Source organism: Holophaga foetida DSM 6591 (genome assembly GCF_000242615.2).
Taxonomy (GTDB): Bacteria; Acidobacteriota; Holophagae; order Holophagales; family Holophagaceae; genus Holophaga; species Holophaga foetida.
In genome coordinates this window covers 2,444,307-2,470,015 of the sequence record NZ_KI912268.1, presented here as the reverse complement: position 1 = coordinate 2,470,015, position 25,709 = coordinate 2,444,307, and the positions used below count along the sequence as shown (strand labels likewise).

The following is a 25,709-nucleotide window of genomic DNA, read 5'->3' as shown; positions in this document are numbered from 1 at the left end:
GCTTTCCCGGCAAGGAACCCGTGACATGGATCACACCGGCCGATAGGCTTAACCTCGAGAAGGTCTGCGGGGATCTCTGCCCAGGTGGACGGCTAACAAGCCGCCGACTGCCAGGCTTGGAAGGCGAACACCGGGGGGGTCAAGGGATGGTATTTAGGGTTGCGAACCAATTGTTTTGGCTCCTGATTTTTGTCCTTGCCACTCGGAACAGTGCTCACGATACCTTCCGGGTCCTGATCAATGCCCTTGTGTGCGCTCTGCTTGGCTACGGGATGGACCGCACAATCCGCCGGGTGCGACAGGCCAGCAAGCCCCGGTAGCTTTTCCCGGGTTCCCAGTCCGGATGCAGAGTGGGGATGGGAGAATGCGGTTGCGACTGCATGACTCGTCACTGCTACTCTGTTCTTTCGGAGTGTGGATGTCCTTCTCGTGTTCGTTGTTCAACCTGGATCTATTGGCGGAAGAAGTCGGGAGGGCTGAGGTCTAACTCAGCCCCGTCTTCGCTTTGCGTGTTACGCCGCCCCTGCCAAGGGTCGGCTTCCATTTGCGCCTCTTCAGGAACTTCGAACCATGTTTCACAATCTGCTTTCCGGGGCGGCCGCGACGCCGTGCCCTGACGTTCTCTTTTCCTCCCTCCGCCCCTTCGGTTGGAACGAGGCCATGGCGGGCTCGCCCCTTCCATCGGGATGCCTGCCTGCTCGAGTGCTGGCCGCATCTCGGGGCCTGCTTCTGGTTCAGTCGGCTGGTGGTGAAGGCTGGGCCATGCCCTCAGGTCGCTTCCTGAACCGCCTCTCGCAGGGGGGGCTCCAACTCTGCGCTGGAGACTGGCTGGTGGTGCAGTTCAAAGGCACCACCTGCCTGGCCCATGACCTCCTGCCGCGCCGCACTCTTCTGGCCCGCCAGGAGGCAGGTCCCAGTGGGCGGACCCAAACCTTGGCCGCCAACGTGGACAGGGTGCTGCTGGCCATGGGCCTTGATCGGGACTTCAACCCCGCCAGGCTCGAACGCCTTATCGCCCTGGCCTGGGGTAGCGGTGCCGAACCGGCGGTGTTGCTTACAAAGGCCGACCTCGTGGATGCTCCAGCGTCCTATGTAAGCCGTATCGAAGCATGTGCTCCGGGCATTCCCGTCCTGCCAATCTCCGTGCCGACGACCCTCGGTCTGGAGGCCGTGCGTTCTCTCTTCGAGGAAGGCCGCACTGCGGTGGTTCTGGGCTCTTCCGGGGTTGGCAAATCCACCCTGCTCAATGCCTTGCTTGGCTTCGAGGGCAGGAGGATCCAGGCCGTTCGCTCCTCTGACGGGCGGGGGCGCCACACGACTTCACTCCGGGAGCTGTTCTTGCTGCCGACTGGAGGGTGCCTCATCGATACGCCGGGCCTGCGGGAGGTGGGCATGGTGGCCGGATCATCGGACTTGGAATCCACCTTTTCTGACGTGGAGGGATTTGCACAGGACTGCCGTTTCCGGGACTGCTCTCATCAGGCGGAGCCTGGTTGTGCGGTGCAGGCCGCCTTGATGGAGGGATGCCTCGATCCGGTCCGCTACCAGGCTTTCCTGCGTTTACGTCGTGAGGTTGAATACGCCGAAGCCCGATCCAGTGAGCGACTATGGCGTGAGTAAGCGTTCAGCCCCCGCAGGGGGATGGACGCTTACAAATTCAGTCCATATGAGCCATTAGGTTGTACTTTTCGTTCAGGGTGGCCATGCTCATGGAATGAGCGAGAACGAGCGTCAGCTGATCTCTGAAAACCAGGCCCTAAAGGCAATGGTGGAACAGCTTTTGGGGCGCGTGGCGGATCTGGAGGCGCGCATCACCCAGAACTCCGGCAACAGCTCCAAGCCCCCCAGTTCGGACATGGGTAGGAAGCGCAAGCCACCGGTAGATCCGAGTGGACGGAAGCGCGGCGGTCAGCCGGGTCACGCCGGAAAGACCCGGGAGCAGGTTCCGCCCGAGGAGGTGGATGAGGTGAAGGACGCCGATCCCGAGGCCTGCGAGCGTTGCGGGGAATCCCTGGAGCAGGCCCCCCGGCGGGATGCCATCATCCGGCAGTTCTGCGAGTCGCCAGCGTTCCGGGCCTTCATCACGGAGCTGAGGCAGTGGTCCAAAGCTTGCCCCCGGTGCGGGCATGTCACCCGCGCGGCTGCGCCGGTGGGGACCCCAAAGGGTGCTTTCGGCCCCCGTCTCCAGGCGCTCACCGGGGTGCTCTCGGGGCGCTTCCGGCTGACCAAGCGGGAGATCATGGTGATGCACCGATCCGTCTTTGGCGTGCGGATGTCCCTGGGTTCCGTGGCGGCCTGCTGCAAGTCGGTGAGCGAGGCTGTGGCCCCGACTGCCAGAGCGATCCACGAAGAGGTGAAGGCCTCCCCAGTGGTGCACGCCGATGAAACGGGGTTCGGTCGCTGCGGAGAGGATCGGATGTGGCTCTGGGTCGCCGCAACGGCGGAGGCCGAAGCCTTCCGACTTCTGCCAGGACGGGGCCAAGCGCAGGCCAAGGACATCCTCGGCGAGGACTACCCGGGCATCATCCAGCGCGACCGATGGAAGCCCTACGAGAAGTTCCTCAAGGCCAAGCACCAGCTCTGCCACAGCCACATTCGACGTGACGTGCAGGGGATGTTGGAGAGCAAGGGTGAGACGGGAACCCAGGGCTGCATGCTGAAGCTGGCCAGCGACAAGGCTTTCCATCTGTGGCACCAGTGTGAGCAAGAGGAAATCAGTCGGGAGGAACTGGCCAAGGGGACACAGTCGATCCAGGCGGAGATGCGGGAGCGGTTCGAGATCCTGGCGAAGCACCCCGATACCACCAAGAAAGCACGGGGGACAGCCAACGATCTGCTCCGGCAATGGGATCGACTCTGGACCTACCTGACCCATGAAGGGGTGGTGCCGACCAACAATGAAGCCGAGAGGGCGATCCGCAAGGCGGTGCTGTGGCGGAAGGTGAGCCTGGGGGTGGAGAGCGAGCATGGCGCCCGCTTTGTGGAGCGCATGCTGACCCTGGCAGGCACGGCCCGGAAGCGCGGCGTGGACCTGCTGGAGTGGCTGACTCAGGCCATGAAGGCCAGCCTCGTCGGAATCGCCGCACCGGATTTCACAGCCTGATGCGGTCCCCGTGGAATCAGAAACCCCCTCCATGCGGAGGGGGCTGAACGGCTACTGGCGTGAAAGGGAGCAGCGATGGAAGGGCATCGCGAAGCAGCAACGCCAGATGAAGAAGGTATGATTCATGGCTGCCAATCCTGACCGCAAGCATCGCGCTCGCTCTAGTAGCTCCCTGGTGGCCAACGAGGCCTTCCTGTGCGCCCACTGTGGGAATACCGTCCCTGCCGAGGCCGTTGGTGAGGCTTCTCGTCGATTCTGGATGTAGGCATTTTGTAGGGAATGGGCCCTGGAAATGGTAGAATCGGGCCTCGAAATCGGCTCTTTGAGAACGTGCAATCCCAATACCGAAAACCCCCGAATCCTTGCGGATTCAGGGGTTTCACTGGTGCCTCGAGACGGAGTCGAACCGCCGACACATGGATTTTCAATCCATTGCTCTACCAACTGAGCTATCGAGGCGCATCAACCAGCTTACCAGGGTCGGTCGCTTTTTCAAGTGTGAAGTGGGCGTGGCTTGCGGCATTCTGGAGTCTTCGGAGTGGACGAGCCATGGCTGCCAATATCAAAAGCAAGGAAATTCAGGTCCAGAAGCCTGCCCAGAGCCTGCAGGCCTTCCAGCGGAACCTAGCCTCGGGTCACGAAGTCCAGGAGGGGCTGCTGAAGCCGGTGCTCATCGGGGTCGGGGCGGTCCTGGTGGTGGTGGTCGCCTTCTTCGGCATCCGGGCTTGGCGGGCCGGGGCTGTGGAACGTCATGAGGCTGCGGTGGGTGAGGTGGTGATGGCCGCCCAGGGGAACGGGTTGACTCCGGTTCCCACCCAGGACCTGGAAAAGAGGATGCGGGAGAACCTGCCCCGCCTGGAGGCCCTGGCCAAGGCGGCGCCTTCCTCCCAGCGCGCCGGCACAGAGGCCCTGGTGGCCGCCTGGAAGCTCTCCCTCGATGGAAAGGGGGCTGTCCCCCTCAGGGGTTCCGAGCCCTGGGACCGCCTGCGGGCCGCCCAGAAGGCCCTGGCCATGGGCCAGGACAAGGAGGCTGCCCAGGTTCTGGCTTCCCTTCGCAAGGACGCCGGGCCGGACACCCCCTGGGCTTCCCTCTTCTGGGATACCCAGCTGGAGCTCGACAGCCTCCAGGGGAACCGTGAGCAGGCCTGGAAGGACCTGGCGGAATTCAAGACCCGCTTCAAGGATAAGGGCGACACCCGGAAGGCGGAGCGCATCATCCAGGGCATCTGATCTGCGGGGGCTGCCGTGCGGATGTACGACCTGATCCATGCCAAGAAGACGGGTGGTGCGCTTGCGCCGGAGCAGATCCAAGCCTGGGTCCGGGGCGTGGTGGACGGCAGCGTGCCCCCCGAACAGAGCGCGGCCCTGCTCATGGCTATTTGTTGGCGGGGCATGGATACGGAAGAAACCCTGGCTCTGACCCTGGCCATGCGGGACTCCGGGGATCGGATGGACCTTTCCGCCATTCCCGGAACCAAGGTGGACAAGCACAGCACCGGCGGGGTGGGGGACAAGACCACCCTCATCATCGGTCCTGTGGTGGCGGCCTGCGGGGTGCCCTGCGCCATGTTCAGCGGCCGAGGCCTCGGCCACACGGGTGGGACCGTGGACAAGTATTCGGCCATTCCCGGGCTGCGGGTGGAACTGGAGCCTGAGGCCTTCAGGGAGAGCCTCCGGGCGACGGGTTTCGCCAACAGCGCCCAGACCGGGGACATCTGCCCGGCGGACCGCCGCCTCTATGCGCTGCGGGATATCACGGCCACGGTGGAGTCCATTCCCCTCATCACCGCCAGCATCATGTCCAAGAAGCTCGCCGGGGGGGCCGACGCCCTGGTGCTGGACGTGAAGTGCGGCGGAGGGGCCTTCATGCGGACCCTGGAAGAGGCCCAGGCCCTGGCCAGGAGCATGGTGGACGTGGGGCGGGCCCACGGGATGCGGATCAAGGCTCTCCTCACGCGGATGGAGGAGCCCCTGGGCTGGGCCATCGGGAATGCCCTGGAGGTGATGGAGTCCGTGGAGATCCTCAAGGGGTGGCACGGTGAATGCCCTCTGGCCCAGATGAGCTTCCGCCTGGCGGGGGAGATGTTGGTGCTCGGTGGTGTGGCCGACGGAATCGAGAGCGCCATGGAAGAGGTGAAGCGGGTCGTCCACTCCGGGGAGGCCATGGAGCGTTTCCGGGCCTGGACCCGGCACAACGGCGGCGATGTCCGCTGCCTCGACGACTTCTCCCGTCTGCCCCAGGCAGGGCAGCGGGTGGAGATCCGCTCCGGCCGCAGTGCCTGGATCGAGGCCCTCGACAGCCGTTCCCTGGGCATCCTCGCAATGGAGCTGGGGGCGGGGCGGCGCAATCAGGGGGATGTCCTGGACCTGGGGGTGGGCCTCAAGGTTCACGGAACTGTGGGGGGACGGGTCGAGGCCGGGGATGTCCTTTTCACGATCTACGCGAAGGCTGGCGTGCCGATCGATCCCGACCGCTTCCTTGCGGCGGTGTGCTGGTCGGAAACGCCACTTGCCGCTTCCCCTTGGCTCCTGGGAGTGGTGGAATAGCCCGATTCCCAGGAGATCATCGTGCGATCCTCCATCCTCTTTCCCGCCGCCCTGGTCTCGCTGGGAGTGGCTGCCCAGGCCCCGGCTGACCTGGTCCAGTGCTACAACGACGAAGTCCCCGCCGTGACCCGGGCCCTGAAGGACCTGAGATACCGGGAGGCCTGCGCCAGGGCGGACGCGCTGGTGCCCTCCCGCCCGCCTGTCTTCCAGCCCAAGGAGATCGGGCAGAGCCTGGAATCCGGGAAGGGCATGCTGGCGATCCTGAAGCTCCAGGCGAACACCCTGGCTGTTTCGGGTCAGTGGGAAAAGGCTCGGGAGGTCTGCCGTCAGCGCGTGGCGTATGCCGAGACCTTGCGAGGGGAGCTGAATGGCGCCCTGGCCTCTCTGGAGGCTGATTGGAAAAGGACCCTGGACGAGGGGCGGGCCTATCTTGCCGAGAATGAGGGCCGCGCCGCTGAGCTGGAGAAGAGGCTCCTGGCGCTCCAGGCTGACATCCAGGCCTTCAATGAGAAGAAGGTGAAGCTGGACTCCAGGCAGCTGGCGGACCTCAAGGCCCGGGCAGCCCAGGCCCCAAAGCAGGAAGAGCTGCTGGGCGAGATGAAGGGGAGGGTCGCCTGGCACCGGGACGCCGTCCCGCGCCACGAACAGTTCGCCCTGAAGTGCTCCGAGTTCCGGCAGGCCGTGGATTCCCAGATCCAGGAGGCCAGGGTTGCTCTGGACAAGGTCGAGGGGAGCCTGAAGGGGCAGGCGGCCGAGATCGACAGCTTCAACAGGGGCCAGAACGCCAGACAGCCTCGTCCCAAGGTGCCGGTCACCGGGGCGAAGGCCTGGGTCGCGGCGGTCATGAAGGTGCCCGGCAATCTGAGCAAGCTCCCGACGTCCCAGGAGCAGGCCAACATCCTGCACCGCTTCCTGGTGCTGGACCCGGAGAACCAGGCGGCCGCCAGGGCCCTGGCCAACCTGGAGCAGGGACGGGAGCCCTTCTCCGATGGGAAGGTCGTCCAGAAGAAGCCTTCCCCCAGCAAGTAGCCAATCGGAAAAGGAAGCAACATGTCGATGCACCACGCCCTCCTCGTCCTGGTGCCTGCGGCCCTCATGGCCCAGGCTCCGCAACTTCAGAGCTTCTCCGGACGCCTTCGGGCTGAGGCTCCCGGGGTGGAGAGGCTCCTGGTGGAGTGCAGAGCCATCGAGGCCCGTGCCAAGGCCGAAGCCCTTCTGCCGGGCCAAGTGGCCGCCTGGGATGAGGCCGATCCTCCTGCCCAGCTGGCCAGCTATGGGGCATACCGGGAGTACCTGTACGCCTATGCCCTGGCCGCGAGGGCTGCGGATGCCTCAGGGGACTGGGAGCAGGCCCTCAGCTATTTCCAAAGGGCCCAGGACCTCGCCAGGACCAACGCGGACAAGGTGGCGGCGAGGTTCCCGGCCCTCGTGAGCTACTACCGGGATCTTGTGGAGCGGAGTCGCAGGAGCCTGGCCGAGAATGGCGACTACATCCAGTCCCTGCGCGCCAAGCCCAACCCGGATGCCGGTGAGCTCCAGCAGCTGGAGCTGGTCCAGAAGGAGGAGGAAAGCCTCGCGAAGAATACCAAGAGTGCTCAGGCCTTCGAGGGGTACCTGGAGACCGCCAGGAAGGAGGCGGACTACTACACCCGTTGCGCTGAGAGGGAAGATTCGCAGATCAAGGCCCTGGAGAAGTCTCTGGCTGAGTATGCCTTCGCGAACGACAAGGTGAAGTTCGTGGAGGGCATCATGGGCTCCAAGGGGTATCTGGAGGCCCAATACCCTGACAAGGCTGCGCGGGTGCGCTTCCTGTACCGGATGCGGAGCCTGGATCCTGCCAACCGCCGAGTGCTGCTGGAGATCGATGCCCAGACGGGGGCTCGCTTGGCCCCTGCGGAAACGCCAGCATCCAGGAGGCGAAGGAAGTAGGTTCCACTCATCGTTTTTTCTAATGGGCTCCCTCTACATCGCTAATCAGACTAGAATCGAGGCAGAGGAGCCGCTGTGAACGCCGATCTTACTTCTTCCCTCTTCGATATCCAGCTTGTGAGTACCAGGCTCTCCGACGAGGAGCGCCAGAGGCGGATGGTGGCTCCCGGCTTCGGCAAGACCTTCTCCGAGCACATGATCGTGATCCCTTATCGCGAGGGTGAGGGTTGGCTTCGGGGGCAGTTGAAGCCCTACGGTCCCATCTCCATGAGCCCGGCCGCCAATGTGCTGCACTACGGCCAGTCTGTCTTCGAGGGTTTCAAGGGCTACCGCCAGCCCGATGGCGGCGTGAAGTCCTTCCGTCCCATCTGCAACGCCAAGCGTTTCAACACCAGCGCCCACCGGTTGGCCATGCCCGAGATCCCCGAGGACCTCTTCTGCGCCGCTGCGGATCTCCTGGCGACGGTGGATCAGGCCTGGATTCCCGAGGCCCTGGACCCCGAGAAGCTCCACGACAAGAGCTTCTACTTCCGTCCCTTCATGATCGGCCAGGGGGAGTACCTGGGGGTCGGGTCCGCATCGGAATGCCTCTTCATGATCATCGGCGGCCCCGCTGGATCCTACTTCAGCGGCGGCATCCACCCCGTGACCATCTGGGTGGAGGAGGAGTACGTCCGGGCCTCTCCGGGGGGAACGGGTCAGGCCAAGTGCGGTGGCAACTACGCCGCCAGCCTGCTGCCGGGCAATCTCGCCAAGGCGAAGGGCTGTGAGCAGGTGCTTTACCTGGATGCCATCCACCGGCAGTACCTCGAAGAGTTGGGGGGCATGAACGTCTTCCTGGTGCTGGAAGAGGGGGGCCGCACGGTCATCGCCACCCCCGAGAAGACCGGTACCATCCTGGAGGGTGTCACCCGGGAGAGCCTCATCACCCTGGCCAAGGAGCTGGGTTACGAGCTCTGCGAGCGCCGCATCTCCATCGACGAGGTCGAGACCGCCCATCGCGAGGGGCGCCTGAAGGAGGCCTTCGCCTGCGGCACTGCGGCCGTCATCAGCCCCATCGGCACCTTCAAGTCCCGCCGCGGGGACTGGGTGGTGAACGGGAACCAGCTCGGCCCCATCTCGATGGAGCTGCGTGGAGCCCTCCTGGACATCCAGTACGGCCTGAAGCCCGACACCCATGGGTGGATGCACAGGATCGTGTAGGGCCCTTAGCTTTTCTAGTCTAGTCCCAGCCGCTTCTTGAGCTGTGGGGCGGCGCCGCGGCTCACTTCTACCTCGGCACCCCCGGCGAGGCGCACCAGGAGGCGCCCGGAGTCCAGGGGCTTCAGGCCCACAATGGCCTCCGGGCGGATCAGCAGGTGGCGGTGCCCCTTCATGACGCCGTGTCCTTCGAGGGCGGCTTCCGCTTCCGCCAGGGACTTCCAGGTGGTGCGGAGGCGGCCGTTGGCGTGGGCCCAGACGCTCCCGTCCTCGTACTCGAAGTGGGTGGTCTTGGAGAGATCTACGAGCACGATGCCCTCTCCCGCCTTGACTGGGTAGCGGAAGGGGCCGGAGGGCCTGACGGGCGTTTCCGCAGACGGCACCCGGGCCATCCTCAGGCGCTCCAGGGTCATGGCCAGCCGCTCTGCAGAAACCGGCTTGAGGAGATAGTCCACGGCGGCCTGCTCGAAGGCCTTCACGGCGTGCTCGGCAAAGGCCGTGACGAAGACTACGGGGAAGCGGCCCTCCAGTTCGGCCACAACCTCCAGGCCGGAAAGGCCGGGCATCTGGATGTCCAGGAAGAGGACGTCGGCATCTCCGCCGCCTTCGAGCCACTCCATGACCGCCAAGCCATCCTCCAGCTCGGCCACGATTTCACAACCCTGCTCCCTGAGAAGGCGGGCTAGACGCTTGAGGTTGTAGGGCTCATCCTCTGCCAGGGCGGCGCGGAGCGGGGTGCTCATGGGCGTCTCCCGAGCTTGAGGAGGGCGCGGGTCCAGTCCCCCTCCCGGGAGAGGCTCAGGCTGGCGGTGGGTTCGAAGAAGGCCAGGCGTTCTCTCAGGTTCCGCAGGCCCACGCCTTCCTTGATGGGATCCGCCAGGCCTGCGCCGGTATTGGCCACCTCCAGTTCCAGACCACCCTCGGTGGGGGCCAGGCGGATCAGGACTTCGCCTCCTCCGCGGTGGGGGGCGATGCCGTGCTTGAGGGCGTTCTCCACCAAGGGTTGGAGCATCAGGGGGGGGAGCTCGCGGCTCTCCAGGGCCGGATCCCAGTCCCAGGTGACCCGCAGGCGTTTGCCTAGACGGATCTGTTCCAGGGCGAGGTAGCGCTCTACCATGGTGCGCTCCTGGGAGAGGGGTGCGCGGTTCCGGGCACTGTAGTCCAGCAGGTCCCTGAGAAGGCCGGAAAGGTTCAACAGGGCCTTCTCTGCGGCTTCCGGCTCCTCGCGCACCATTTCCGAGAGTCCGCTGATGGCGTTAAAGAGCACGTGGGGATTCATCTGGGATTGGAGAACATGCATCCGGGCTTCGGTGGCGGCCTGCATTGCCTCGTGTTCACCGGCCTCTGCCCGCTCCTTGTTGGCCAGGAGCCAGCCGATCAGCAGCCCCAGTCCCATGAAGGAGACCCCGCCCAGGATGGGCTTGGGGTTGAAGGGCAGGGGAGGCCGCTCTTGGGCCTGGCGGGGAGGGTGGCCGGGGTGGGGTCGCTCCTTCCTGTGGAAGACAAGGGTCACGCTGACCAGGGCCAGGGCCCAAACCGCATTCCAGACGAGGGCCTGAGCCAAGCCCCTGGGGAATGAGGCCAGGGGACGATCATCCCCACTCCACTGCCACGGCATGGGGAAGATCATCAGGATGACGAGGCTCCCATACAGTGGGGACAGGACCAAGTGGAGATGGGTGTCGCCCAGGCCGAAGCTCCAGGGGACCAGGGTCCAGAGGGCGCAGACGGCCAGGATGACCCCCCAGTAGAGTGGGTTCCGAAGGCGCTTCAGGGTCGCCTTGAGGACGGCTGGTGCTCGCATGCAGTCAGTCTAGCGGAGAGGCTTCCTGGACCACGAACCGTTCGGTCCCCCTTTTCTGTCATTCGATCCTGGCCTGGTGCGTTTCGGTCCGGGTAGCCCTGAAACATGTCTCGGAAGCTCCAACATGGATGGGTGGACCGATGAATCCCACTTAGGAGAACGCTATGACCCTTCGCACCATTGCCACCCCCCTGACGATCGGCAGCTTCATCGTGGTCTGCCTCACCGGACTCTTCATGCTGTTCGGGATCCGGGGCCTGACCGGTCCTGTGCATGAGGTGACCAGCATTCTCTTCGTGGTGGGAAGCATTCTCCACATCGTCATCAACTGGAAACCGACCCTGAACCACCTAAAGAAGCCCCTGGGAGCGACGCTTGCCATTGTCTTCACCCTTATTTCCGTGGCGTCGGTCATTCCTATGGGTGGGAAGAGGCAGAACCCGAAGCAGGTTCTCGGGCAGGCCGGCGAAGTGATTCTGGACCAGAATCTCCAAGGGGCGGCTGTGATCACCAAGCAGTCTGAACAGGAGCTGATGGGCAAGCTCATCCAGGCCGGATTCAAGGCCGTCGACTCCAAGGCCACCCTCCGGGAGATTGCCAAGGCGAATGGCCAGACCTCCCTGGTTACCCTGGCGGCCATCCTGCCAGCCAAGGCTGGTGGGTCCCACGAATAGCATTCTGCAGGAGCTCGAGATGAGAAAAGGCACGCATGGCGTGCCTTTTCTCATTCATAGGTGAGGACTTCCTTCTCTTCGCGGTAGGCGAAGATCTCGGCGAAACGGCCCCAGGCCACGATGGTCTCGAAGGTGTGCTCGGGATCCTCCATGGGGAGGCGGGTGGAGATCTCCTGGATGAGCTCCTCCTTGGGGAGTTCGCCTTCCCGGAGGTCCAGCATCTCCCGCACGACCCGGAAGAGCTTGAGCTCCAGGAGCTGATCGCGCCAGATGAGCTTGCGCTCGTCCATGCCGGCTTCCACGAATCGGTGCCCCAGGGGCGTGAGGTGGACACTCCGCTTGGGGGTCTCCACCAGCTCCAGCATCTCCAGGCCCTTGACGGCGGTGAGGACCTTTTCGAAGGGGACGTGGGTCTGGGCTACCACCTGGAAGATGTCGCAGCTCCCGCCCTGGGTGGCCAGATACTCGAGGGTGCCCAGGAGGTCGGCGTTGAGTGCGTAGGGCAGGGACTCCACGATGTCCTGCTCGACGCTGGGCTCCACCGTGGTGACGGCGATATCCGGCAGCTCGGTGCTGGTGATGATGTCGTGGAGCTGGTCCACCAGGCGGAGGAACTCGGGCGAGCGCATCTCCCGGGGGCGGGGCAGGGGATTCTCCACGATGGTCCGGATGCGCCCTGGGTTGGCGGAGAGGACCACGATGCGGTCGGCCATGTAGGCCACCTCTTTGATGTCGTGGCTCACCATCAGGATGGAGGAGGGGTTCTGCTCCCGGTCGTCCCAGATGTCCAGGATTTCGGCCCGGAGGCCTTCGGCGGTCAGGGCGTCCACCTGGCTGAAGGGTTCGTCCATGAAGAGGATTTCGGGATCGACTGATAGGGCCCGGGCCATGCCCACGCGCTGCTTCATGCCGCCGGAGAGCTCCCGGGGATAGGCCTCCTCGAAGCCCTCCAGGCCCACCATGCGGATGGCGCGGTTGGTGCGTTCCTTCACGGCAGCCGGGGCCATGCCCTTGGCCCGGAGAACTGCCTCCACGTTCTGCTCGATGGTCATCCACGGATAGAGGGCGAAGCCCTGGAAAACCACGGCGACGTTGGGGTTCAGGCCCTCCTGCTTTTCGCCCTTGTAGCGCACTTGCCCCTTGGTGGGCTCGATGAGTCCGGCGAAGATCCGCAGGATGGTGGACTTGCCGCAGCCGCTGGGACCGATGAGGGCGATGACCTCGTTGGGGCGGATATCGAGGTTGACGTCCTCCAGGACCCGGAGGAGCTTGCCGTTGCCGCGGTCAAAGGACTTCTGGATGCCGCGGATTTCCAGGATGGGGGTGGCGTTGTTCATGGGGGACTCGGCTTATTTCGTCAGGGAGAACTTGGTGTAGGCGAGCTGGTAGCAAGGCTTCCATACGAAGCGGCTGAAGAGCACCACGATGGCCGACATGAGGAGCACGCCTGCGGCCAGCAGTGCCAGCTCCTTGTGGTAGGCGGCCTTGCTGACCTCGGCCCCTAGGCCGAAGGTGCTCAGGGTATGCCCCTTCAGGTCGTAGTACTCGGCCACGATGCTGGCGTTCCAGGCACCTCCGGCAGCAGTCACCCAGCCCGTCACCAGATAGGGGAAGATGGCCGGGAGGTAGAGGACCTTCATCCGGTGCCAGGGGGGGAGACGGAAGCTGGTGGCCGCCTCCTTGAGATCCCCTGGGATGGCCATGGCTCCGGCGATGACATTGAAGAGGATGTACCACTGGGTGCCCAGGAGCATCAGGATCACGCAGCCGTAGCCGAGGCTCACCCCCAGGTGGAACAGCACCGCGAGCACCATTGGGAAGAGCATGGGGGCGGGAAAGCTGGCGGCCACCTGGACCAGGGGCTGGAGGAGCTTGGACAGGCGGGGGGAGAGTCCGATGGCCAGCCCGGCTGGCACCGCCCAGAGGGTGCCCAGGATGGTGGAGGCCATGACCCTGGTCAGGGTCAGGAGCCCTGCCTTGAAGAGCATCCACCATTGGGCACCCTGGACCCTGCCCAGGAACTTCACCATTTCGATGGTGGTGAAGACGACCAGGAGCAGGAGGGCAGCCAGGGCGGCATTGGCGAACCAGCGGTGGATGCTCCAGCGGTGGAGGGCCCAGCTCCCTTTCCCCTTGCCTCTCTCGGGGCCTGGCTTGGGGTGGTAGCGTCGCTGGGCACGGCTGTGCTCCACCCATCTCAGCAGGCGGGAGCGTCGCATGAGTTTGAGGAGCCAGCTGTGGGCGGTGTCGGCCTGAGCAGTCTCTTCCACCCGGAATCGCTGGGCCCAGACCACCACGGGGCGCCAGAGGACCTGGTCCAGGAAGACGATCATGGTCACCATGGCCACGATGGCTGCGATCATGGCCCAGCCGTTGCCGCGCTCAACGGCGACACTCATGTACGAGCCCAGACCTGGAAGGCGGAAGTCCTGGTCACCCAGTTTGAAGGCTTCGGTGATCATCAGGAAGAACCACCCACCGGCCATGCTCATCATGCTGTTCCAGACCAGTCCGGAGGTGCCGTAGGGGAGCTCTACCCACTTGAAACGCTGCCACCAGTTGAAACCGAAGACCGTAGCGGCCTCATGCATCTCATTGGGCACCGACTTGAGGGAGTGGTAGAGGCTGAAGGTCATGTTCCAGGCCTGCCCAGTGAAGATCATGACAACGGCGGCCATCTCCAGCCCGAAGTTGCTTTGGGGGAAGAGGGCGGCCAGGGCCAGCACCAGGCCTGGCATGAAGCCCAGGACCGGGATGCTCTGGAGGATGTCCAGGATGGGCACCAGGAGCTTCTCAGCCCGCTTGTCCTTGGCGGCCCAGAAGGCGTAGACCAGGGTGAAGAACAATGACAGGACGTAGGCAGCCAGGCCGCGCATCATGGAGAAGAAGGTGTACTTGGGCAAGGACCAGACCGAGAGGTTGATCTCCACGACCGGGCGCTTGGCCCCGGTCCACTGGTGTCCGAGTTGCACCAGCCCATAGAGCAGGGCGCAGCCCAGGAGAATGACGAACAGGTCTACGTACCGGCGGCGCCGGAAGGGGTAGAATAGGGCATTGGTCTGGCCCCAGACAGTATCAAGCAGCTGGTTGAGCATCGTGTTCCGCGATGGGTTGAAGGGTACGTAACAAGTTGGAGGAACAGGCAAAACCCCCCCATATAGAAAGGGTAGCCTCCCGGAGGCTCCAATGGTGGAAAAGGGGTGTGACCGATAGAATGTTGAAAACAGGAGCATGCTTGACCGGTCAGTATCCAGCACAGATCCTCGGGTTGGCGCTCATGCGTGGCTTGTTGAATTGTGACGACCTTGGTCGGGCAATGGGGTCCTGGGCCGGAGACGGGGCGGCCGAGCTTCTGCTGCGTCTGGATTCCCTGGGCATCCTGGACATGGAGCAGCAGGGGCTGCTGGCTCAGGATGTGTCATCCGGGGAGAGCACGGGCGCTGTCCCTGCCGTGACTTGGCAATCCCCTTCTCCACAACCCTCCGCCCAGCTGTTCAAGACGGCTACTGTGCTGCCCTCATGGGGGCACTACCGGAACCTCCGCTTCATCGGTGAAGGGGGAATGGGGCGCATTTTCCAGGCCTATGACCCGAGCCTGCGCAGGGTGGTGGCCCTCAAGATCCTGCGTGGGGACTCGCCAGAGCTGGTTCTGCGCTTCCTGCTGGAAGCCCAAAACCAGGCTGCGGTGGAGCATCCCAACATCTGCCGGGTCTACGAAGTGGGGGAGTGGCATGGCTATTCCTTCATCGCCATGCAGTTCATCGTGGGGGAGAGCCTGGATTTCCTCGCCCCGCGGCTTTCCCTGCCGCAGAGGGTGGAGGTCATGAAGACCGTGGCGGAGGCCATCCATGCCGCCCACGGCCAGGGGCTTATCCATCGGGATATCAAGCCCGCCAATATCATGGTGGAGCGGGAGGGGAACGGCCGCCTCAGGCCCTACGTCCTCGACTTCGGGCTTTCCCGGGGGCCTGATGCCTCCGGGTTCACGGTTACCGGTCTGGTTCTCGGAACAACCCACTACATGGCCCCGGAACAGGCCAGGGGCGACAATCGACTGCTGGATCGGCGGACGGACGTGTATTCCCTGGGAGCGACGCTCTATCGGACCCTTTGTGGCAGACCTCCCGTTGGGGATTTCGAAGGGACAGAGGCAGATGCCTGCACCCAATCCTCGGATCCGGTCAGTCTGCACCGCATGGACTCCGCCATCCCCAAGGACCTGTGCACCATCGTCCAGAAGGCCATGGAGAGGTCCCCGGATAACCGTTATGCTTCCGCCGAGGCTTTGGCGGAGGATCTCCGGCGCTTCCAGGAAGGGGAGCCCATCCTGGCGGGGGCGCACTCTCTGGGATACCGATGCCTGAAGTTCATCCGCAAACGAAAAGCCCAGTTCGTATTCGCCGCTGTCGCCCTTTGGGTTGTGATTCTCTTCGGGGCCATGGCCGTGGGTGCGCGGCTCCGGGCGGCAGAGCAGGTCCAGCTGGCCCAGCAGCTGGGCCTGGAAGCCATGGGCCTGGAGGCCCGGGTCCGATCCATCCACCTCCTCCCCTTTCACAACATCCAGACAGACATGGTCCCGATCCGGAAGCAGATCGAGAGCATGCGCGAACGGGGGGCCCATCCGGGGCAGGCCGCCGAGGGCCCCATCGCATACGCCCTGGGGCGGGCCAGCTTGGCGGGGGGGGAGCCTGAAGCTGCTCTGCTCCACCTGGAGGCAGCCTGGGGCCGGGGGGGGCGGACGCCGGACGTGGCCTATCGCATGGCCATGGCCTTGATCCGCATCCAGTGCCATCGCCCGGAGGAGGGTCGAATCTGGACCCCCCGCATCGTGGCGAGCCTTAGGGAGAGCCGGGGAGCCACTCTGGAGTCCGCGACCTTCATCGAGGCGCAGCTGGCCTTCTACGAGTCCCGTCTCGGCCGGGCTTCGGAGTTGGCGGAAAGGGCTCTGCTGGACGCGCCTTGGCTATACGAGGCCAAAGCTCTGCAGGCTGAAATCCATATGGCGGAGGCGGGAAAGCTTCAGGATGAAGAAGCGGTGCTCCAGGCCTTTATGTTGGCTTCAGACAAATTGAAGGCGGCCCAGGCCATGGCGCCCTGTGATCCCCTCCTGAGGGAGCTGGAGTGCCGTCGTTGGGAGAAGGAACTGACATGGCGCAAGTCCCGAGGGCTGGAAGTCGCCCCTGCACTCCAGGCTCTGCAGGCCGCAGGAGAAATCAGGGCAAAGCTCCGACCCGCCTGATCGGCGAACCATGTGCGACCGACCGGGCGGTCCCAGGCGGGTGCCGGAGCTTCCTGACATGCGCGGCAGGCTTGGCCTGCAAGCATGTGGGGGTCCGGGGGGACGCAGAGGGAGCGAAGCGACCGGGCGGTCCCAGGCGGGTGCCGGAGCTTCCTGACATGCGCGGCAGGCTTGGCCTGCAAGCATGTGGGGGTCCGGGGGGACGCAGAGGGAGCGAAGCGACCGGGCGGTCCCAGGCGGGTGCCGGAGCTTCCTGACATGCGCGGCAGGCTTGGCCTGCAAGCATGTGGGGGTCCGGGGGGACGCAGAGGGAGCGAAGCGACCGGGCGGTCCCCCCGGAACAGTATTTATTCCGTCCAGGGGCACTCCGCCCAGGGCCAAGTGATCGTGCCCCGGCGCCCACCCTCCTTGCGTAGAAGGCGGACCGGCCCCAGCACCATCTCGTGGCTTACGGCCTTGAGCATGTCGTAAAGCACCAGCAGCCCCGTCGAGACCCCGGCGATGGCCTCCATCTCAATGCCGGTCCGGCCTTCCACCGAGACCTCCACCCGCAGCCAGGCCCGGCGGGTCTGGGCCTCCCAGTGGTGGGCCACCGTGACGCCATCGACAGTCAGGGGGTGGGCCAGGGGGATGAGATCAGCGGTGCGCTTGACCCCGCCGATGGCGCCGATGCGAGCCACAGACCAGGGGTCACCCTTGGGCCCACCACCCTGGGTCAGGGCCTCCGCACAGTCCTCACTCAGTTCCAGGCATCCCACAGCTACGGCCCGTCGTCGGGTGATGGCCTTGTCCGAGACATCGACCATGGTGGGACGCCCCTCAGCGTCCAGATGGGTCAAGGGATTCATTGGGCCTCCGGGGCGGGGAAGAGTTCAAGGAGAGTGGCCCTCAGGGCCTGGGTATCCGGCGCGAAGGCTAAGGGAGTGTAATCCATCATGCTGGCCTGATCGTAGAATCCGTGTCCAACCGCAACCCGGGGTACCCCGGCCCGCTGGGCCATTTCCATATCGAAGGGGGTGTCCCCCACCATGACCGCCTCTTCGGGCTTCAGGTCATGGGCGGCCAGACAGCGCTCCAGACTCTCGGGGTGGGGCTTCCCGTGGGTGACTTGATCCGGGGTGATTATGGGATCGAAGCGGCCAGTCCACCCAAGGCGCTCCAACTGCCTGAGAAGGGGCAAGGTGCGCTTGGAGGTGGCCAGGGCCATGGGGATGCCCTTTTGTGCCAGTTCGGAAAGCAGGTCGTCCATGCCAGGGAAGGCGCGCAGGAGGCCCTCGTGCTCGGCATGACCAAACCCCCGGTAAGCCTTCAGGACCTCATCAAAGCTCAATCCGAGGGAGCCAAAGCTGCGCTGGATGCCGACCTCCACCGGCAGCCCCACGTATTTGAGCCACTCCTGCATGAGGGTTCTGGGCAGGCCCAGCTTATCCAGGGCATGGGTCATGCCGGCCTCGATGAGGGGACGGCTGTCCACCAGAGTTCCATCAAAATCCCAGACGATCAGCTTCAAAAGGGCCTCCCAACCTCTCCATCCTATCAACGGGACTCCCATTGAGGCGGATCCCTGAGACAATGGGCTCCCTGATGGATGGAGTCCCGATGACAAATCCCATGTCCCCGACCGAACGCCTAGTGGTGGCTCTCGATGTGCCCAGTGCCTCGGAGGCCCTGAGGCTGGCGGAAGCCCTGAAGGGGCGGGTCGGGATGCTCAAGATCGGCTTGGAGCTCTTCTGCGCCGAGGGACCCGCCTTTGTGAAGTCCGTCCAGCGTTTTGCCCCCGTCTTCCTTGACCTGAAACTGCACGATATCCCCACCACGGTGAAGCGGGCTCTGGAGACCCTCCTGCCCCTGGACCCCCGGCTGATCAACATCCATGCCCAGGGGGGGCCGAGCATGATCCAGGCCGCTGCCGAGGCTGTCCGGGCCCATAGGGGCCGGGGGGGGCAGACAGAACTACTGGCCGTGACGGTGCTGACGAGCCTGGATCGGGAGGCTCTCGCCGCCTATGGCCTCGCCATGGAGCCTGCGGAGCTGGCCCTCAATCTCGCCACCCTGTCCCAGCGCCATGGAGCTGATGGCGTGGTCTGCTCTGCCTTGGAGGTCACCCAGCTCCGTCAGGCCTGTGGCAGCGGCTTCTCCTTCCTGACCCCCGGAATTCGTCCCCGGGGGGCGGATTCCCAGGATCAGGCCCGGGTCGTGACCCCGGACCAGGCACTACGGAATGGATCCACTTGGCTGGTGGTGGGGCGTCCCATTACCCATGCTCCGGACCCCGCGGAGGCCGCTGACCGCATCCTGGCGGACATGGCTCTCGCCTAGAATCGCCAAAGCCATGAGCAGCGCCACCCCCCTCGTCTTCCGTCCCAGCGCTGCCCAGCGTGCCATCGCCGTGCTCCTCTGTGCCGGTTCATTGATGATAGGGATCCGGGCCATGCTGCTCCTCGTCCAGGGGCTCCCCCGCCTCCTCTGGACCATCCGAGTGGCTGAGGCCTCCCAGGAGGCGACGCTCGGCCTGTGGATCATCATGGGCGTTTCCATCGGGGCATGTCTTGCTGCCGGAGCGCTCCTTCTGCTGGCAATCATGGGGCTGATGCTCATCGAAGGGTGCCATGTCCTGGTGGACGAGCTTGGGATCGTGGTGGACTTCGACTCCCTTCCCGGGCCTCTGGCGCGAAAGCTCGGGGCCGGTCGCTTGACCTGGAAGCAGGTCAAGGATGTCGAGAAGCACCGTTTCTTCTTCGTGATCACTGGGGACCAGGAGGGGCCAATGCGGCAGGTGCACCTGAGATTCCTGATGGTGGACGAACTGGAGCGCCTGATGACATTGATCTTCGAGCGCAGCCCCAACCTGCACCATCCCGGATGAAAATGGTGGGATAGTCTTAGGAAAGACTCTTGAAAAGAAAGGTCGCTGTCATGCTGCTCGTCCGTCCTCTGATCCTCGCCACTTTGATGGTGCTTCCCGGTGGTGCGCAGTCCGTCTCTGACCGGTTCCGGGAGAACTATGCAACCTGGGAGAAACGGCTGGAGAAGGGAGATGGCTCCGGGGTGAGGAAGGCGGCAGAGGCCGTGATCCAGAAGGAGGGGGCTGCTGTGAATCCCTCTGACTACAACGAGATGCGTGCCCTGGTGGGGGCCATGGATGTGGCCGCCCGGGCCTGTGTGCTGGACGGTGCCTGGGAGGATGCCGTTCTATACCTCCAGAAGGCCAGTTCCACCGCCGCCGAGAACCTGAACAACGCAGAGGCGACCTTTGGCAAGGTTCGCAAGGAGCACGAGCAGAAGCTCCAGGACTGGAAGGGCGCCGTGGCCCAGCAGGAGAAGCGCCTCAAGGATCTGGAGGCCCAGCCCGGTCTGACCGAGGCCCAGATGAAGCTGCGGGGTCAGATCCGCGCCTTCCTGGAGGAGCACCGCACTGCCATCGACCACAGCGAGAAGGCCCTGAAGGAGATCGATGGCCTGCTCTCCCAGATCCGCAATGTCCGGGTGGCGTATGAGAAGTCCCTGGAAGAGTGGAAGACCTTCCTTGAGAAGGAGAAGCTGGAAATATCCCAGGTGGGCTCCAGCGCCAAGTACGTTGCCGAGAAATTGCCCCAGGTGCGGGTGGACGAGACCAAGCCCTTCTTCGACCGTCTAGCTTATGCCCGGCGCCTCAAGCGCCTGGATCCCTCCAATCCCGGCTGTGCCGAGTTCGTCAGCTCCCTGGCAGGCTCCGAGGAATCGACTCCCACGAAGGATGCCAGCCCGGCCAAGGCCAAGAAGAAAAGCTCGAAGCGCCGCTGATTCGAAGACGGGCCCACCTTGGTCCCACACCCATGGCCAAGGCCTACTGTCAGAATACCCACCCCACCATCACTCTCACGAAGGATGTGGCCGGGGGGTCCCCCGCGTCCGTGTCGGCCCCCGTCAGAGACGTGTGGTAAGCGGCCTCAAGGACCCAGCGGGAGCTTCCCCCCATGGGGAAGGTGTGCCCGAAGCCCAGGGTGCCCCCCAGGCGTGACTTGTGGGTGGTGTATGTGTCGTCGTAATTGACCTCGCCATAGCTTCTGTCAAAGCGCTCGAAGTCGGCCGACAACCCGCCGAAAAGGTAGGGCCCTCGCATTCGGTAGGCGCTCTCCGGGAAAATGTGTATTCCGATTATCCACATGCCTCCGAAACCAGGAGGCGGACAGGGTGAGGCGGGGTATTTGTGACTGCGGCGAACAAGGCAGGGAAGATGGCCTGGAGGTTGAAGCGGCGATTGAAACGGAACTGGTGTTCGGCAAGGTATCTGGGCAGATGCCGGGCGCTGCACCAGCGACAGACGCCGAGGATGTTGCCCTTCAGGTTGGAGATGACGGTGTTCACGGCCTGAAAGGCCTCCATCTTGGAACCCTTCCAACCCCCTTCACTTTTGATGGGTTCGTGGGAGGCTCCAGATGCGGCCACGCCACGAAAGCAGTGAAGGCCATCCGATACGACGTGAGTTCCAGGGTCCAGGGCCTTCTTGGCCCATGCCTCGATCGTCTCAATTTTGAAGTCCGTCACGGCTTTGAGCACGGTATAGATGACCTGCCTGTGGTTCTCCATCGCTGTTTGGACCGCAACCAGGAAGGGCTGCTTCCCGGGAGCCCCACGGCCACGCTTGCCTCCGTGGGTAGCTCCACCCGCATAGGCATCATCGATCTCAACCCGATCCTTGAGCTTCCGGCTCGATTCCGCAGCACTCATGGCCGCAAAGGATCTTCTGCTTCAGGTAGTAGGCAGTGGGGTATCTGACACCCAGATAACGCTTGAGTTCCAGGGCAGAAATGGAGTGTTTGCCGTGTGAAAGCCGATACATGGCCTCGAACCAGGTCCTCAGTGGGAGGTGGCTGGACTCCATGACGGTCCCCACGGTGACAGATGTCTGGTGGTGGCAAGCCTTGCACTGGAACAACTGCCGAGGAACCAAGAAGTAAGCCCCGCCACTACCACACTTCGGGCATTGGAACCCGTGTGGCCACTTTGCCTTCACCATTGCGTCCCTGCACTGCACTTCTGTGCCATACCGGGCTTGGAAATCCCGAAAGGACAGACCCTTCTGGAACTGGATCCGATTGATCGCCATGGAACACCCCCATGACTCGAAGGTTCGGTCCCATGGCGCGACAAATCCTGTCCAAAACCCGCCTCACCCAGAGGTTTCGGAGATACATGGATAATCGGGATGTGTATTTCACCACCTAGGCTGACGATGCTGTGCTCCAGATTGATGTCGTCATACCCCACGGCCCTGTTTTCTCCCGAATGGTACTGCCCCGCGAGGACGGCCCGGAAAGCCACATGCTGGTCAAGGGGGAAGCTGGCGCTGATCTGGCCGCCGATGCCCATATCGTAGGTCTCCCTCTCGGTATAGGTCTGGCCGACATAGGTGCTCTGGCTGAAAGCTCCCGTGGGGAATGAAAGATTGAGACCCAGCCCGATGCGAGGTTCCTGGGTCTGGGCTGCCAGGCTGGCGCCCAAGAGGAGGAAGAGGGGGAGTTGGATGCGCGACATGAATCACCTCAGGGGGGTAGCCCAGGCAAAGGGCGGGCCATTTGATTCCACGCACCAAATATAGGCTCTTGTGGGTGTTTGGGGCGTCGCCTGAGCTTCGGAACCCACGGATTGGAGTGGCGCGAAATGCTTCATGTGTGGCGTGGATGCAACACCGGGCGATACTCTGGTGCCAACGCTTAGGAGGAAGTCATGGCCTGGAAACAGTCGTTGGCCAAGATCAAGCAGGATCTCAAGGCCATAGAAGGGGAACCCCCCAAGGCCTCGCCGCCTCCCAAGGTGGCCCCGAAGAAACCTGAAGAGGTCAAGCCTATGGAGGAAGAGGATGCCCTCTTCCTCATGGCCATGGGGGCCAAGTCCCAGGCCAAGACTCCCAGGAAGGCTCCGGTGGTGGCGTCCCCGAATCCAGTGGCGGCTCCTCCCGAAAAGCCCAGGGATGAAGATTTTGGTGAGGCCATGGCTTCCCTCAAGGGCATGAAGGGCATTGGGCGCTCGGAGGTGGTGGAAAAGGCTGAAAGAAAAGAGGAGCCTGCTCCCGAGGTGCTGGCCGTCCAGGCGGCGCCTCCGGTCCCCGAGCCTCCCCCGGCTCCCCCGGAACCGGTGGCGGCGCCTCCTGTTCCACTTGAGTCAGAGGCGGCCCCTCCCGCTCCCCGGCGCATTCACCTGGCCGCTGGCATGGCCATTGAGGTGGATGGTGCCATTGATCTCCGAGGGCATTCCATCGCCGATGCGCGGGAGCGTCTCAAGGAGCGGGTCCTGGATAGCGTGTGTCTCGGATGGCGGACCCTGCATGTGACGCTGGGGGATACCGAGGAACGGCGGGAAGCCTTCCTGGACTTCCTCACAACTGTGGGTCCCCGCACCATTGAACGCTACGCCCAGGCCCCCATTCCCATGGGTGGGGCATCGGCCTGGATCCTGTACCTCGGAAAGCCCTGAAACCCTGGAGCCATTCATGAGTCTGCTTGTTGTCGGCAGTGTTGCCTTTGATGATCTGGAAACGCCCTTTGGAAAGCAGGACCGCGTGCTGGGGGGCTCGGCGAGCTACTTCTCTCTCAGCGCAAGCCGCTTCCATCCTGTCCAGGTGGTTGCTGTGGTAGGGGAGGACTTCGGACCCGAGCACTATCAGGTCTTCGAGGGGCGGCCCATCGACCTGGCGGGCTTGGTCCGCAAGCCGGGCCAGAGCTTTCGTTGGAAGGGGGCCTACGGGTTCGATCTCAACGAAGCCCAGACCCTTGAGACCCATCTGAATGTCTTCGCCGGGTTCCACCCGGAATTGCCATCGGCATTCCAGAGCGCGCCCTACCTCTTCCTGGGGAATATTGATCCGGTGCTCCAGCTTGATGTCGTGCGGCAGATGGCCCACCGTCCCCGTTGGATTGCCATGGACACGATGAACTTCTGGATCCAGGGGGCTCCCGAGGCCCTGAAGGAGACCCTCCGAGAGGTTGACATCCTGCTGGTGAACGAGGGCGAGGCCCGAGCCCTGGCCGGTGAGCACAACCTTCTGAAGGCCTACCGGAAGATCCAGGCCATGGGGCCCCAGATCCTGGTGGTCAAGCGCGGAGAATACGGCGCCGTCCTCATGACGCCGAGCGAAGTGTTCATCGCCCCGGCCTTTCCCCTGGAGGATGTCTTTGATCCCACCGGCGCTGGAGATACCTTTGCCGGTGGCTTCCTGGGGCATCTGGCTCGGGAAGGGCGGATGGATCTGGACACGCTCAAGTGCGCTATCCTCCGAGGTGCAGTCCTGGCCAGCTTCACGGTGGAAAGATTCGGAACCCAAAATTTAGAAGTTGTGACCGAAGAGGCGATAAGAGAACGTCTGAAAGCTTTTTCCGCGATGATTCGGGTGAATGGGCTATAATTCATTTGCCTTTCCATGGGAGAAACCGATGCATCAGCGAACCCGGCTGTGTGCGTTCACAATGATGACTTGCGTGGCCCTTGCTTTGGCCGCCCAGGACGTCGAGCCTCCCCGAGTCGGGGAGCCAATCAAAGTGGCCCCACACTTCTCCAAGTGGGACTACCCGAAGGAGGTCGTGCTGCCGACAGATGCCCAGCTTCACCTTGTGGAGAAGGGCGATACACTCTGGGATCTCGGGAACAAATACCTGAGCAACCCCTACGCTTGGCCCAAGATCTGGGAACAGAACAAGTGGGTCAAGGATCCCCATTGGATCTATCCTGGGGACCCTCTCACGATTCCGGCGGTACGTGTCGTCGGCGGGGCCGGAGCGCCCCCCAGGGCCGGTGACGATGTCCTGAATCTCCAGCCGGATCGGAGCCTGACCCCGAAACCCGCTGTTCCGGAGTGGGCGTATACCTTCCAGGACTTCATCCAGCTTCCCTACCTTGTGCCGGAAGGTGCCGAGGCCCACTTGGCCGCCCTCAAGGCGCTCAAGATCGTGGACAGCGACAATCCCGTGCGCCAGAACCTCGGGGATGGTGACCGGATCTATCTGGACGGAGGCCAGGATCGGGGCGTCAAAGAAGGCACCCGCATGATCATCCTCAAGGTGGCGGCAAGGAAGATTCCCCACCCTGACGACGCCCGGGGATGGGGTTCGGTCGGCGACGTGATGCAGCAGTGTGGCGTGGTGCGGATCCTCAAGGTCAACCCCAAGGGATCCATCGCCCTGATTGAGAAGTCCATGGACGGGATCGAAGTGGGCGATCATCTTGCCGAATACGCAGAACCCGCCAACATCCCGCTGCGTCTCCGGAAGGATATCGCCGAGCCTATTCCCATGGGCAAGACCGTGGGCAAGGTCATCTACTCCAGGGAGAATCACGAATCCTTCAGCGGCGGTGATCTCGTGATCATCGACAAGGGGATCAAGGATGGATTGGCGGTGGGCAATGTCCTCCTGTCGATCCGGGAAGTGACTTGGAATGTGAACAACTCCACAGAGAAGACCAACCGCTACCTGGGCCAGTTGATGGTGGTCCGGGATGGCGAAAACTTCTCCACCTGCCGCATCCTGCGCAGTGTCGAGGAGATGCACGTGGGAGACATTGTCACCCGTTGATATCGGGCCTCAGTTCGATCACAACCCTCTCACCTCGGGTGGGAAGACGGTAGGGGTGGGCCACACAGGTCCACCCCTTTGGTTTGGGCTCCGCAGCCCAGTCTGGCCCCTTCATGGCGAAGAAGGGGGCGCTGGGAGCACTGTGGCGCCCCCACCAGCCCATCAGGAGTTCCAGCGTGCCCACGGCCTTGGCCACGCCAGCCTGGGCCTGGAGAGGGGGGAGGTTCTCGGCCAAGCCTGGGCAGGGCTTCAGGTTGTCCAACCCGAGTTCCAGGACTGCCTGCCGGACAAAAGCCATCTTCTTCCCGACCTTGTCGATGGCCGCCACCCGCAGATCGGGGCGGCAGATCGCGATAACGGTGGCGGGGATCCCCATGCCTGTGCCGAAATCTGCCACAAGGGCGCCGGGGGGAAGATGCGCCAGATGCGGTAGAAGAGCTGCCGAATCCAGCACCAGCTCCTCGAAGCGCACTTCTGGCGGGAGTGCCGTCAGGGCATGGGTTCTATTCCACCGGTCCAGCAATGCCAAGTATTGGTCGAGACGGGGATCAGTAGGGGGGAACATAGCAGTGGTCATGCAATAAAAGTATCGGATGCTGGTGATCGCCGCCAGGGCCAAGCTCGGGAAGCCATTGGGAGGGGGGGACTCCTGCCGGGGGAAGGC

The 25,709-nt window shown here is 63.7% G+C and carries 24 protein-coding genes, 1 tRNA gene and 1 pseudogene; 15 read left to right on the top strand and 11 right to left on the bottom strand.

Features of this window, described 5'->3' with window-relative positions; genetic code table 11:
- Positions 1 to 762 precede the first annotated feature (762 nt).
- The gene (rsgA, locus tag HOLFODRAFT_RS20720; protein WP_158412950.1) at positions 763 to 1,620 is read left to right on the top strand and encodes a ribosome small subunit-dependent GTPase A; all 858 of its coding nucleotides are present in this window, start codon (positions 763 to 765) and stop codon (positions 1,618 to 1,620) included.
- Positions 1,621 to 1,714: 94 nt separating this feature from the next.
- A complete protein-coding gene (gene tnpC / locus HOLFODRAFT_RS0211085) occupies positions 1,715 to 3,103 on the top strand; it encodes an IS66 family transposase (protein ID WP_005031572.1) in 1,389 nt (462 codons plus the stop codon).
- A 383-nt stretch (positions 3,104 to 3,486) separates the two neighbouring features.
- On the opposite strand, the gene HOLFODRAFT_RS0211075 is transcribed toward tnpC, so the two are convergent.
- A tRNA-Phe gene (locus HOLFODRAFT_RS0211075) sits at positions 3,487 to 3,562 on the bottom strand.
- A gap of 90 nt (positions 3,563 to 3,652) precedes the next feature.
- Between HOLFODRAFT_RS0211075 and HOLFODRAFT_RS0211070 the strand changes: the two genes are divergently transcribed.
- From HOLFODRAFT_RS0211070 to HOLFODRAFT_RS0211050, 5 genes are all read left to right on the top strand, one after another.
- The gene (locus tag HOLFODRAFT_RS0211070) at positions 3,653 to 4,333 is read left to right on the top strand and encodes a hypothetical protein (protein WP_005033006.1); all 681 of its coding nucleotides are present in this window, start codon (positions 3,653 to 3,655) and stop codon (positions 4,331 to 4,333) included.
- Between the two features lie 21 nt (positions 4,334 to 4,354).
- Complete coding sequence (locus HOLFODRAFT_RS20715; protein WP_005033007.1) at positions 4,355 to 5,650, top strand: thymidine phosphorylase; 1,296 nt, start codon at positions 4,355 to 4,357, stop codon at positions 5,648 to 5,650.
- A 21-nt stretch (positions 5,651 to 5,671) separates the two neighbouring features.
- The gene (locus tag HOLFODRAFT_RS0211060) at positions 5,672 to 6,679 is read left to right on the top strand and encodes a hypothetical protein (protein WP_005033009.1); all 1,008 of its coding nucleotides are present in this window, start codon (positions 5,672 to 5,674) and stop codon (positions 6,677 to 6,679) included.
- 21 nt (positions 6,680 to 6,700) lie between these two features.
- Positions 6,701 to 7,579, top strand: coding sequence for a hypothetical protein (locus HOLFODRAFT_RS0211055; protein WP_005033011.1), 879 nt, complete (start codon positions 6,701 to 6,703; stop codon positions 7,577 to 7,579).
- Positions 7,580 to 7,654: 75 nt separating this feature from the next.
- A complete protein-coding gene (locus tag HOLFODRAFT_RS0211050) occupies positions 7,655 to 8,782 on the top strand; it encodes a branched-chain amino acid aminotransferase (protein ID WP_005033013.1) in 1,128 nt (375 codons plus the stop codon).
- 14 nt (positions 8,783 to 8,796) lie between these two features.
- On the opposite strand, the gene HOLFODRAFT_RS0211045 is transcribed toward HOLFODRAFT_RS0211050, so the two are convergent.
- Both HOLFODRAFT_RS0211045 and HOLFODRAFT_RS23100 read right to left on the bottom strand, forming a co-directional pair.
- On the bottom strand, positions 8,797 to 9,522 hold the full coding sequence (locus HOLFODRAFT_RS0211045; RefSeq protein ID WP_005033015.1) for a LytR/AlgR family response regulator transcription factor: 726 nt from the start codon (positions 9,520 to 9,522) through the stop codon (positions 8,797 to 8,799).
- Entirely contained in the window at positions 9,519 to 10,583 is a 1,065-nt protein-coding gene (locus HOLFODRAFT_RS23100) for a sensor histidine kinase (protein ID WP_005033017.1), read from the bottom strand. The genes HOLFODRAFT_RS0211045 and HOLFODRAFT_RS23100 overlap by 4 nt, the downstream gene beginning before the upstream one ends.
- Before the next feature lie 164 nt (positions 10,584 to 10,747).
- Between HOLFODRAFT_RS23100 and HOLFODRAFT_RS0211035 the strand changes: the two genes are divergently transcribed.
- Positions 10,748 to 11,257: a DUF4405 domain-containing protein gene (locus HOLFODRAFT_RS0211035; protein WP_005033019.1), complete on the top strand. Its 510-nt coding sequence runs from the start codon at positions 10,748 to 10,750 to the stop codon at positions 11,255 to 11,257.
- A gap of 50 nt (positions 11,258 to 11,307) precedes the next feature.
- Here HOLFODRAFT_RS0211035 and HOLFODRAFT_RS0211030 read toward each other — a convergent pair whose 3' ends face one another.
- Together HOLFODRAFT_RS0211030 and HOLFODRAFT_RS0211025 are read right to left on the bottom strand one after the other, a co-directional pair.
- Positions 11,308 to 12,594, bottom strand: coding sequence for an ABC transporter ATP-binding protein (locus tag HOLFODRAFT_RS0211030; RefSeq protein WP_005033022.1), 1,287 nt, complete (start codon positions 12,592 to 12,594; stop codon positions 11,308 to 11,310).
- A 12-nt stretch (positions 12,595 to 12,606) separates the two neighbouring features.
- Entirely contained in the window at positions 12,607 to 14,352 is a 1,746-nt protein-coding gene (locus HOLFODRAFT_RS0211025) for an ABC transporter permease (RefSeq protein ID WP_005033025.1), read from the bottom strand.
- Positions 14,353 to 14,573: 221 nt separating this feature from the next.
- On the opposite strand from HOLFODRAFT_RS0211025, the gene HOLFODRAFT_RS20705 reads away from it, so the two are divergent.
- A complete protein-coding gene (locus HOLFODRAFT_RS20705; protein WP_052572544.1) occupies positions 14,574 to 16,496 on the top strand; it encodes a serine/threonine-protein kinase in 1,923 nt (640 codons plus the stop codon).
- Positions 16,497 to 16,843: 347 nt separating this feature from the next.
- On the opposite strand, the gene moaC is transcribed toward HOLFODRAFT_RS20705, so the two are convergent.
- Positions 16,844 to 17,344 carry a cyclic pyranopterin monophosphate synthase MoaC gene (gene moaC, locus HOLFODRAFT_RS0211015; protein WP_005033029.1) on the bottom strand — a complete coding sequence of 167 codons (501 nt, stop codon included), beginning with the start codon at positions 17,342 to 17,344 and terminating at the stop codon, positions 16,844 to 16,846.
- A complete protein-coding gene (locus HOLFODRAFT_RS23095; RefSeq protein ID WP_052572543.1) occupies positions 17,341 to 18,006 on the bottom strand; it encodes an HAD family hydrolase in 666 nt (221 codons plus the stop codon). Before HOLFODRAFT_RS23095 ends, moaC begins: the two co-directional genes overlap by 4 nt.
- A 101-nt stretch (positions 18,007 to 18,107) precedes the next feature.
- On the opposite strand from HOLFODRAFT_RS23095, the gene pyrF reads away from it, so the two are divergent.
- From pyrF to HOLFODRAFT_RS0210995, 3 genes are read left to right on the top strand one after another with little or no spacing between them, the layout of a single operon-like run.
- Positions 18,108 to 18,815: an orotidine-5'-phosphate decarboxylase gene (gene pyrF / locus HOLFODRAFT_RS0211005; RefSeq protein WP_026939251.1), complete on the top strand. Its 708-nt coding sequence runs from the start codon at positions 18,108 to 18,110 to the stop codon at positions 18,813 to 18,815.
- Between the two features lie 13 nt (positions 18,816 to 18,828).
- Positions 18,829 to 19,362: a hypothetical protein gene (locus HOLFODRAFT_RS0211000; protein ID WP_005033036.1), complete on the top strand. Its 534-nt coding sequence runs from the start codon at positions 18,829 to 18,831 to the stop codon at positions 19,360 to 19,362.
- Between the two features lie 29 nt (positions 19,363 to 19,391).
- Positions 19,392 to 20,279, top strand: a complete 888-nt coding sequence (locus HOLFODRAFT_RS0210995) for a hypothetical protein (protein ID WP_148300426.1) — start codon at positions 19,392 to 19,394, stop codon at positions 20,277 to 20,279.
- A gap of 49 nt (positions 20,280 to 20,328) precedes the next feature.
- Here HOLFODRAFT_RS0210995 and HOLFODRAFT_RS0210990 read toward each other — a convergent pair whose 3' ends face one another.
- The 3 genes and pseudogenes from HOLFODRAFT_RS0210990 to HOLFODRAFT_RS24865 form a co-directional block, all read right to left on the bottom strand.
- The gene (locus HOLFODRAFT_RS0210990) at positions 20,329 to 20,598 is read right to left on the bottom strand and encodes a hypothetical protein (protein WP_148300425.1); all 270 of its coding nucleotides are present in this window, start codon (positions 20,596 to 20,598) and stop codon (positions 20,329 to 20,331) included.
- Between the two features lie 35 nt (positions 20,599 to 20,633).
- A pseudogene (locus HOLFODRAFT_RS25805) lies at positions 20,634 to 21,585 on the bottom strand (IS1595 family transposase).
- The gene (locus tag HOLFODRAFT_RS24865) at positions 21,489 to 22,013 is read right to left on the bottom strand and encodes a hypothetical protein (protein WP_005031342.1); all 525 of its coding nucleotides are present in this window, start codon (positions 22,011 to 22,013) and stop codon (positions 21,489 to 21,491) included. Before HOLFODRAFT_RS24865 ends, HOLFODRAFT_RS25805 begins: the two are co-directional and overlap by 97 nt.
- Before the next feature lie 192 nt (positions 22,014 to 22,205).
- On the opposite strand from HOLFODRAFT_RS24865, the gene HOLFODRAFT_RS24525 reads away from it, so the two are divergent.
- From HOLFODRAFT_RS24525 to HOLFODRAFT_RS0210965, 3 genes are all read left to right on the top strand, one after another.
- The gene (locus HOLFODRAFT_RS24525; RefSeq protein ID WP_005031343.1) at positions 22,206 to 22,952 is read left to right on the top strand and encodes a Smr/MutS family protein; all 747 of its coding nucleotides are present in this window, start codon (positions 22,206 to 22,208) and stop codon (positions 22,950 to 22,952) included.
- A 16-nt stretch (positions 22,953 to 22,968) separates the two neighbouring features.
- Positions 22,969 to 23,880: a PfkB family carbohydrate kinase gene (locus tag HOLFODRAFT_RS0210970; protein WP_005031344.1), complete on the top strand. Its 912-nt coding sequence runs from the start codon at positions 22,969 to 22,971 to the stop codon at positions 23,878 to 23,880.
- 133 nt (positions 23,881 to 24,013) lie between these two features.
- Entirely contained in the window at positions 24,014 to 25,045 is a 1,032-nt protein-coding gene (locus HOLFODRAFT_RS0210965; RefSeq protein WP_158412948.1) for a LysM peptidoglycan-binding domain-containing protein, read from the top strand.
- Here the strand turns inward: HOLFODRAFT_RS0210965 and HOLFODRAFT_RS23080 are convergent.
- A complete protein-coding gene (locus HOLFODRAFT_RS23080) occupies positions 25,035 to 25,610 on the bottom strand; it encodes a 16S rRNA (guanine(527)-N(7))-methyltransferase RsmG (RefSeq protein ID WP_158412947.1) in 576 nt (191 codons plus the stop codon). The two genes, HOLFODRAFT_RS0210965 and HOLFODRAFT_RS23080, sit on opposite strands and share 11 nt — an antisense overlap.
- Between the last annotated feature and the right edge of the window lie 99 nt (positions 25,611 to 25,709).

Coding starts and splice junctions, on each gene's coding strand:
- HOLFODRAFT_RS0211030 (WP_005033022.1), bottom strand. CDS start 12,594: ATGAACAACGCCACCCCCATCCTGGAAATCCGCGGCATCCAGAAGTCC.
- HOLFODRAFT_RS20715 (WP_005033007.1), top strand. CDS start 4,355: ATGTACGACCTGATCCATGCCAAGAAGACGGGTGGTGCGCTTGCGCCG.
- moaC (WP_005033029.1), bottom strand. CDS start 17,344: ATGAATCCCTTGACCCATCTGGACGCTGAGGGGCGTCCCACCATGGTC.
- HOLFODRAFT_RS24865 (WP_005031342.1), bottom strand. CDS start 22,013: ATGTCGCGCATCCAACTCCCCCTCTTCCTCCTCTTGGGCGCCAGCCTG.
- HOLFODRAFT_RS0211035 (WP_005033019.1), top strand. CDS start 10,748: ATGACCCTTCGCACCATTGCCACCCCCCTGACGATCGGCAGCTTCATC.
- HOLFODRAFT_RS0211045 (WP_005033015.1), bottom strand. CDS start 9,522: ATGAGCACCCCGCTCCGCGCCGCCCTGGCAGAGGATGAGCCCTACAAC.
- HOLFODRAFT_RS0210990 (WP_148300425.1), bottom strand. CDS start 20,598: ATGCGAGGGCCCTACCTTTTCGGCGGGTTGTCGGCCGACTTCGAGCGC.
- pyrF (WP_026939251.1), top strand. CDS start 18,108: ATGTCCCCGACCGAACGCCTAGTGGTGGCTCTCGATGTGCCCAGTGCC.
- tnpC (WP_005031572.1), top strand. CDS start 1,715: ATGAGCGAGAACGAGCGTCAGCTGATCTCTGAAAACCAGGCCCTAAAG.
- rsgA (WP_158412950.1), top strand. CDS start 763: ATGCCCTCAGGTCGCTTCCTGAACCGCCTCTCGCAGGGGGGGCTCCAA.
- HOLFODRAFT_RS24525 (WP_005031343.1), top strand. CDS start 22,206: ATGGCCTGGAAACAGTCGTTGGCCAAGATCAAGCAGGATCTCAAGGCC.
- HOLFODRAFT_RS23080 (WP_158412947.1), bottom strand. CDS start 25,610: ATGTTCCCCCCTACTGATCCCCGTCTCGACCAATACTTGGCATTGCTG.
- HOLFODRAFT_RS0210970 (WP_005031344.1), top strand. CDS start 22,969: ATGAGTCTGCTTGTTGTCGGCAGTGTTGCCTTTGATGATCTGGAAACG.
- HOLFODRAFT_RS0211000 (WP_005033036.1), top strand. CDS start 18,829: ATGAGCAGCGCCACCCCCCTCGTCTTCCGTCCCAGCGCTGCCCAGCGT.
- HOLFODRAFT_RS23100 (WP_005033017.1), bottom strand. CDS start 10,583: ATGCGAGCACCAGCCGTCCTCAAGGCGACCCTGAAGCGCCTTCGGAAC.
- HOLFODRAFT_RS20705 (WP_052572544.1), top strand. CDS start 14,574: ATGGGGTCCTGGGCCGGAGACGGGGCGGCCGAGCTTCTGCTGCGTCTG.
- HOLFODRAFT_RS0211070 (WP_005033006.1), top strand. CDS start 3,653: ATGGCTGCCAATATCAAAAGCAAGGAAATTCAGGTCCAGAAGCCTGCC.
- HOLFODRAFT_RS0211055 (WP_005033011.1), top strand. CDS start 6,701: ATGTCGATGCACCACGCCCTCCTCGTCCTGGTGCCTGCGGCCCTCATG.
- HOLFODRAFT_RS0211025 (WP_005033025.1), bottom strand. CDS start 14,352: ATGCTCAACCAGCTGCTTGATACTGTCTGGGGCCAGACCAATGCCCTA.